6 protein-coding genes are annotated in these 7,810 nt (G+C 42.3%); 2 read left to right on the top strand and 4 right to left on the bottom strand.

Annotated features, from left to right (window positions below; genetic code table 11):
• Positions 1–535, bottom strand: a 535-nt coding sequence (locus tag VF500_RS30005; protein ID WP_330863180.1) for a DUF5077 domain-containing protein, incomplete at its 3' end; no start/stop codon positions are given.
• 898 nt (positions 536–1,433) lie between these two features.
• Positions 1,434–1,901, bottom strand: coding sequence for an SRPBCC domain-containing protein (locus VF500_RS30010; protein WP_330863181.1), 468 nt, complete (start codon positions 1,899–1,901; stop codon positions 1,434–1,436).
• Positions 1,902–3,314: 1,413 nt separating this feature from the next.
• Here VF500_RS30010 and VF500_RS30015 point away from each other — a divergent pair.
• Positions 3,315–5,027, top strand: a complete 1,713-nt coding sequence (locus VF500_RS30015) for a hypothetical protein (protein ID WP_330863182.1) — start codon at positions 3,315–3,317, stop codon at positions 5,025–5,027.
• Positions 5,028–5,201: 174 nt separating this feature from the next.
• Here VF500_RS30015 and VF500_RS30020 read toward each other — a convergent pair whose 3' ends face one another.
• Entirely contained in the window at positions 5,202–5,861 is a 660-nt protein-coding gene (locus VF500_RS30020; protein WP_330863183.1) for an energy transducer TonB, read from the bottom strand.
• A gap of 38 nt (positions 5,862–5,899) precedes the next feature.
• Complete coding sequence (locus VF500_RS30025) at positions 5,900–6,709, bottom strand: hypothetical protein (protein WP_330863184.1); 810 nt, start codon at positions 6,707–6,709, stop codon at positions 5,900–5,902.
• A 297-nt stretch (positions 6,710–7,006) separates the two neighbouring features.
• On the opposite strand from VF500_RS30025, the gene VF500_RS30030 reads away from it, so the two are divergent.
• Positions 7,007–7,237, top strand: coding sequence for a hypothetical protein (locus VF500_RS30030; protein WP_330863185.1), 231 nt, complete (start codon positions 7,007–7,009; stop codon positions 7,235–7,237).
• Positions 7,238–7,810 lie beyond the last annotated feature (573 nt).

Consider the following 7,810-nt stretch of genomic DNA (forward strand, 5'->3'; position numbering starts at 1 on the left):
CGTTAGCATACTGCACATTTGATGCAACCACCGGGCCGCTGACGATCAGGTCGGATACATCGGCAAAATATCCGCCGGTTTTACTTACACCCTGAAAATTTACTTTTACATAGCCGGGGCTGGCAATGTTTACCGTACCTACATTATAAGTTGTAAATGCGGTGCCCGACATAGATACGTTAAATGCTACCCCGTTAACCGTAATTTTAACCACACTGCTGCCCGAAGCAACTTTGGCCTTTACCTTTACAGTTAAGGAGCCGGTGTTGCCCAGACGGAAGTAAGCCGAGAAAATACTGTTGGCGTTGGTCCAGTTGGCGAGGGTGGTAGTGGTTATGGTTTCAACGCCGCCGGAAGCTAAGGTAGTAACATAGGCATTGCCGCCCATAGAAACCGTAAGCGAAGTGCCGCCGAGCGATTCCGTTTTTAATGTAGAGGCTTTGTTAACTCCTACATTCTTTTGCTGCTCCTTTTTACAGGAAAACAGAGTGAACATGATAAGTAACGCCAGATAGTGTAAGTGGTACTGTTTCATAATGTAAAGGTTTGTTAAAATTTTGTTTGTTAATTTTAACTTAAATTATGAAATGGTTAAGTTAATCAGTTGCTTAATAGTTGCGCAAACGTTTGTTGGATATTCATTCAAAATATAATTTTATATGATGGCAAAAAGCATCAGTAAAATAATATTTGCCGATAAGATGTTTAAGACAAACAGGAGCTAAAACCTGTTTCCATGAAGCTGTTGAGGGTAAGGGCTTTAAAAACAATAGCTAATTATTTGAATGCCTTGTTGTTAAAGGAGTTCTGTTTTCAATAACAGGAAATTAAGGACTGTGGTTAGCATAATAAACCCCAACGCAAACGTTTGAGATTGTATTTGAGGCTATTATGGTTTAATTTATCCTGTTAATTTGTAGTATCTGGGCTTAAAGTTTCTGTTTGTTTGACCCAAAACAACGTTTGCGATACTTCATATTAACTTAGGGTTTTATAGCCAGTCAATTAATTATATTCCCGGTTCGTGATTGTTCATTTGCTGGGCGCGCGCGTCGCTTCTTCTTATGAATTGCTTCATAACAGGCAGGTTAGTTAAGCTTAAAGCTTAAACCATTTTAGGACGAAGTTACGCTGTCGCTAAACTTCGACCAGCGTAAGAAACACCGGCTGGATGGTGTCAGTAAAATGGCCAGTGGGAAAAGGTTTAGAAGCAAAGTAATGTTATATCTTGCCTCTAAGAAGCTGTTTTAAATTTGATCGTTTTTAAATGTAGAGACGCATTACATGCGTCTCCCGCTTGCAATTTCCAACGGAATTAGAAGCCTTTTAAATTGGCTTTTCCACTGGCAGACGCATGTGATGCGTCTCTACAAAAAACTTTCCATTCGTTTTTAAACAGCTTCTAAGGATAGCTTTAGCCGATTAGCATCTGATTACGCGCTGGCTGGTACTGTTTTAATTACCGGGGCAGCGTTTATACAGTTTAATAATTGCTCTTGGATATATTGTGTCCAGGCTGGTGCGCAAGAATCATAACATTCAAATTCCGGAACCAGGCCAACATGCGTGAATACAATTTTTGTTGCATCGCCCTCGGCCAAAATTTCAAAACAAAGTTTAGTTCCGGTCCATTCTGTTTGGTTTTGCGCAAAGGTGAGCTTGCTATCTGTAACCAGCCAGGCTATTTTTTTGGCTGGAACCAATTCAACAAGTTTTTGTTTTGAGTAATGCACCCCGTCTCCGGCAAAAAACGAAAACTCGTCACCAAGTTTATCCGACTCGCCCTCAAAGCTTTCTGAATGTAATCCGAACCACCATCCACGGACATTTTTCAGTGTATCAAAAACTTTTTCCGGGCTTTGATTTACTAATAAGGTGGTTGTGAAATCTGTTGTTGTCATTTTTTTGATTTTTTAATTGAATAATTCATTAATTAATAAGTTTTTCAGTTTGACTGTCCGGCCCGCGTTGAGCCAAAGTAGTTCATTAGCAGTTCTGTGAAAATTCAATACATGTTTAATAGGTATTGTTAAAATGAGTAACTTGTAAGTTACATAAAGTTATAAGTAACTTTTGAGTTACGCAATTTTTTTTCAGAATTTTTTTATTGCATCATTTTTGCCGGTGTGTAGAGGGGGCTTATTTGATTATTGTTGCACTCCTAAGGCTGATCTTTTGGTAGTTGGTAAGCATCTCTGTGCAGGGTTGCCTCTATACGACACCCGTGTGTCAACTGAGTTTAACTTAACCGACAAAATCCACTAACCTGAAATTTCGATAGGAGGCACCTACGGAGCCCCAAAATGTGCTCTTTTAAGGCTATAAACATGTGGCCCCGCTGGGGCTGGCAAGGTTTTATAACATAAACAGGTATTAATTAAGATATGCTTAAGGGTAGGTGCACCAGAGATGTAAAAGGTTTGTAGCATAAAAAGGTATAGCAATACCCTTTGTTCCAGGGGGGCAAAACAAAACGGCTTGCTGGTTAACCCACAAAATTGTTTTGTGGGTTAACCTAAACAACTAAGAAAGGTAAGATGAAAGCTTAAACTATTTTAGGTCGAAGTTACGCTGCCGCTAAACTTCGACCAGTGGAAGGAATATTGGCACCGTCAGCAGGTGACGGGTTTGTTATCAATTCAATATCTCCGATGCTTTTTTTTGTTCGAGAAAAATGCTTGTGAAATCAGATGGCAAATTATTTAGCATTATAAACATATTGAGATTATTAGCGGCAAATACCAAAACGCTTTCTTTAGATCCACCAGGAATGGGATAAGGCGCTTTTTTGACAAATACTTTATTAGTATTAGTTGTTAGCGTCTGTGCTTTTTTATTTGTAATGGAAAAGAAATTGAAAGGATAGGTTTTAATTATAATCAGATTATCAGCAAAGCTAATTTCCTCTGCCGTATTATTTATCGTCTTGCTTAACGATATGATCTGGCTAATGTTAACGCCCCCCAATACAACGAGCAACAGTACTTCAGAAAGGATATAAGTGTTATCTAAAACACTGCCTTATTTTTTAAATAGGATAAATGAATAAGCTATAAATACAGCAACCGCAAAAAGGGCATTTTTTACTATTCTTTTTTTTTGAGTTTTTTATAAACTCACCTAAAGCCTGATCTGTTTTAAAGGTCAACATATAATTATTGGTGGGGCTAAATCTAATGAATAATATTTACCATTTTGGATGCCTATTTCATAGGTATTCCCCATTCATTCCCGCCCATAATACCTTATATTAGTGTAAGTTTTCATAACCAGTCAATTATACACCCGGTTTCCTGTTTATTAAAGATCGTAAGATGAAAAAGGTATCGCTGTTATTTGTGTTTCCTGTAGTGTTGTTCGCGACGTGTTTGTTCGCGTTCCAGGGTAAAAAGTCGGTGGTTCGGGGTAAGTTAAAACCGGCGATCCCGGTAATGTGCTCATCGGGTGCAGCGGATGAGGTGGATACGGCGGCGAACGGCAAGTTTATACCGCGCTTACCCGGCTGGGGACATTACAGCTATGCCATAGCTGCACGTAATGACAGTGCCCGGTTTTACTTTAATCAAGGGCTAACCATGTATTATAGCTACCACATGAAGGAGGCATTTGCATCATTCAAAGAGGCGTCGCGTTTTGATCCTTCAGCTGCCATGACGTATTGGGGGCAGGCTTTAAGCCTTGGTCCCTACTATAATGCCGGCGGACCTTATGTTGCGCCTGCCGGTTTACCTGCCGTTTTAAAACAAATGAATGCCGCTGTCGGGAATGCTCCCGAAAAGGAAAAGGAGCTGATAGCAGTGATGAACCTCCGTTATCCGCAGGGTGGCACCCATGCAAGTGACGACGACGCTTATGCTCAGGGCATGAAGAAACTGATGCAATCCTACCCGGCGGATGCCGACCTTAAAATGCTGTACATTGATGCGGTGATGCTTATTCACCCCTGGGATTTTTGGGCACCCGATGGTACCGACAAACCATGGACTGCCGAGTTGGTTGCAATTTGTAAAGGTGTTTTAAATACAAACCCGGAGCACCCGGCTGCGCTGCATTATTATATTCACTTAACCGAGGCTTCGCGTAATCCCGGTGTTGCGCTGGCTAATGCCGGGGCTTTAAAAAAGCTGTTCCCCGGTATCGGGCATATGGTGCATATGTCGAGCCATGTTTACCAGCGCAATGGTCTGTATTTCCAGGGTGTTGACGCCAATGAAAAGGCGGCCAAATGTATCGTTGCTTATGCCGACCTGGTAAAAAACATCAATCTTACTAAGATCAACTCTCACTTTTATGCTGTAGAAACACTTTGTGCTTTTAACGGTGCCATGTATAAAAGGGGGATGGAATCGGCACAGCGCTGCCGTAATGCTGTAAAACCTTCGGCCGGTGATACTTATTCGCAATACCTGTACATGATGCCGGTACTTACCATGGTGCGCCTTGGCAAATGGCACGAGCTGCTGAAAGACAGCGTTGGCCCCAACCCGAAATGGGCGTACGCGCAGATCCTGCACCATTTTGCCCGCGGATTGGCGCTCCTGTACACCGGCAAGCAGGATTCGGCCGAAGCTCAGCTCGCATTGCTGCGCACCGGACTTGATGACCCGGCTTTGAAAAAGCGGCACATTCCGTTTAACACTGCACTTGACGGTGCAACCATTGCCGAAAATATATTAGACGGCGCTATTTTGCTGGGGAAGAATAAGTTTGATGAAGGTATGGCTGCCTTTAAAAAAGCGGTAGCAGTGGAGGATAATATGATCTACGCTGAGCCTGCCGAGTGGCCTATCCCTGCGCGGCAGTTCCTGGGCGCTTACCTGCTTAAAACGGATTATAACCCGCAGGCCGAAGCCATTTATCGTGAGGACCTGGAGCGGAACCCGGGCAATGGCTGGTCAATGCTGGGCATGTACCAAAGTTTAAAAGCACAAAACCATACCGAAAAGCTGGCCTATTACAAGTCGGGCTTTACGCGTTCCTTTTCGCATGCCGATGAGGTACCCACAAGTTCGGTGGTTACTAATTGAAGGGATAGCTGTTTGGTTATGCGAAGCCGGTATGCTAATGTCATTAAGTTAAGGGATTAACAGGTTGCACCAGAGGTGCAAAAGGTTTGTAGAAATGAAATGAATGAATTTCTTAGTGTGCCAGAGGTACACAACTCTTCAGTGACGGAGCCGGTTTATAATTAAGTACGACTTTTACTTGTCCTTCATCAGGATCAGGTAAATTCCCGTTTTTCCTGGTATATCAAATTTGTCGTTATTATCGGCGTTGTAAAACGGTTCGGCAATTTGTACATCTTCGCTTTTAAAGCTGTCGCCCAGTAATTCCTTTGCTTCTGTTAAGGTATAACGCTTGCTCTTTATTTCAAACACGAAACCATAGCTGGATTTTTTCAGATCTTTGAACTGTACTTTACCTCCCGGACTGCTAAATGTAATTGGTACGGCATATTTAACGTTAACTGGTCGGCCTTTTTGTATGCCGGGTTTCCATAGCGGGCTGTTCTCCAACACCCTGGCAGCTTCAGCCTCACAGCCTGCACCTATGCAATTAATAGGGGTAACGTTAGTTACGCGCCCGGTAGTGTCAACTGTAAACGTTACCATGACCCTGCCGTTAATGCCAATCAGGCGGGCTACTTCCGGGTATTTTAAGCTGTGACTTATATAGCTGCCCAAAGCAGGCAGGCCTCCCGGAAATTCGGGGACTTGTTCGATGGCGATAAAGGTTTCCTGGCCCCCTTTCGTTTCTTTAACTACTGGTGGTTTTATAGTGGTATCCCTATGCATGCTTGTTCCGGCATACGCAAAGTGCCCAATGAGCACTATGGCTAAAGTAAAGTAATAAGGTTTCATGAGGCAAAGATAAGCGGTGCAGACAAATGCTGAGTTTATTAATCTTTTTTAATCACCTCTAACGGGATATCGCCCACCCATGCTGCCACTTCCGAAAATGAACTCCAGTACGATCCCAGGATCCGCCCTGTGCCGGCAAGCACGAAAAGGTCAACCACGGCTGCCTGGATGCCGGCAATGGTTTGTCGGCTTAGGTCTTTCGGCGGGCTGATGATCCTGTCGCCAAATACCAGTTTCAGTTCAAGTTCAACATTAACGTCGTCTGTTGCGAGGAAAAAGCGGGTATTGTCTTTAGTCGCAACAAGTTCTTTCATTCTCGTGGTAAACAACTCCAGCGGACTGTTTGCAATCGACATTGCGTTATCCGTACGCCTAACCTGTACGCCAACACCCCTTGGGCCAAGCAAACCTAATAGTTCATTAATTTTAAGGTTGAGGGAAGGGATGGGTTTAAAAAGTTTGAACTCATCAATACTATCGGTAAAGCGCTGGCAGGTTTTTATGTAGATGCGTTTATGATGCTGTACGGTTTCATAAACATTTATAAGTTGATGGTCCTCGTCTGTAATGCAGATATCAACCCGGGCGAGCAGGTTTTTAAGTTTGGCCTTAAACCGGCTTTTGCTATCGGGCTGAACGGTACGTGTCACAAAATCAAATACCCGCTTTTTGGGGATGACGGTAAAATCGGTAATTGGCTCAAGCAACAGGTGGTAGGGGCAGTTAAGCTCGTGCGATCCATTCCAGATCACATACAGTTGGGTGTTGAGCTTGCGTTTAAGCCAGATGCCGTTAGCAATAACCCGTAGCCTGTTGGCCAGTCCGCCCTGTGGTTCTAAATAGATCATACCTGTTTTTATCCGGCATAAGTATAAGGAATAATTGGGGCAGAGGAAAGGGCTAATTTAAGTACATATATATTATTAGTTAAGCGAATGACGTAAAATACGCCATTTTATAGTGTTGGTTGTTATTACAAGATGATGATATGGACGTTGCCTACGGCCCAGGCTATCCGCTACAAGCCCTCGCTTTGCCAACGCGCAGGGCCATTGTACGCTCCGGGCTTTCCGCTCCTATCCCTAACGCGGAAGATCTTAAACTATAGTTGTTTAATTGTTATTATAAATATTTAAATTTGTTAAATGACAACGCTTACAATTGAAATATCCGAAAAGGCAGGAAAAACGCTGGCCGAACTGGTGGAGCAGTTAGGAGGGAAGGTTATTTCTATAAAAGAGGATAAAAAGACAAAAGCTGCAACAAAGAAAAAACAGGTATTGGATGACCTGGAGGAGTCTGTAAATTTTGTCAAACTGCATCAACAGGGTAAGGTTGAAACAAAAACTATAGAAGAACTACTGGATGAGCTTTAAGATCGTGCCAACCCCGGCATTTGTCCGTGAATTTAAAAAAACTCGCTAAAAAACACATTTCCTTAAAGGAAGATCTGAAGGTTTTAATTGTTGATTTAACTAAAGATCCAAAAGCCGGAACTTCTTTAGGGAATAATTGCTATAAGATTCGTTTAGCTATCACCTCGAAAAATAAATAAAGGAAAATCAGGTGGTGCAAGGATAATTACCTACGTACATGTTATTAACGAAAGGGTGTATTTGCTGTCAATTTATGATAAATCAGATTTGGATAACATCAGTGACAGTGAGTTGATCAGCCGGATAAAAGATCTGTAATTTCTTCGATCAAATACCCCATTCCTTATGGCTTTGCTTAATGTGTTCCTGGAGTTTTTCGACATCAGCAGTTGGTAGCTTGTCTGCAACCTTTTCTGATAGCTTTATTTTGGAGAAGATGTGTTTTTAAGAACTTTGATCAGGTGCAATTTCTCAAGCTCTTTAAGCAGATTATATGTATTTTAATTAGTTAGTGCCATAGGTAGTAAATATCCATTATTTGGATAGCAGGTATCGCACATAATACACTATGCT

The sequence above is a fragment of the Mucilaginibacter sp. genome, assembly GCF_036383575.1.
Taxonomy (GTDB): domain Bacteria; phylum Bacteroidota; class Bacteroidia; order Sphingobacteriales; family Sphingobacteriaceae; genus Mucilaginibacter.

Coding starts and splice junctions, on each gene's coding strand:
- VF500_RS30030 (WP_330863185.1), top strand. CDS start 7,007: ATGACAACGCTTACAATTGAAATATCCGAAAAGGCAGGAAAAACGCTG.
- VF500_RS30020 (WP_330863183.1), bottom strand. CDS start 5,861: ATGAAACCTTATTACTTTACTTTAGCCATAGTGCTCATTGGGCACTTT.
- VF500_RS30015 (WP_330863182.1), top strand. CDS start 3,315: ATGAAAAAGGTATCGCTGTTATTTGTGTTTCCTGTAGTGTTGTTCGCG.
- VF500_RS30025 (WP_330863184.1), bottom strand. CDS start 6,709: ATGATCTATTTAGAACCACAGGGCGGACTGGCCAACAGGCTACGGGTT.
- VF500_RS30010 (WP_330863181.1), bottom strand. CDS start 1,901: ATGACAACAACAGATTTCACAACCACCTTATTAGTAAATCAAAGCCCG.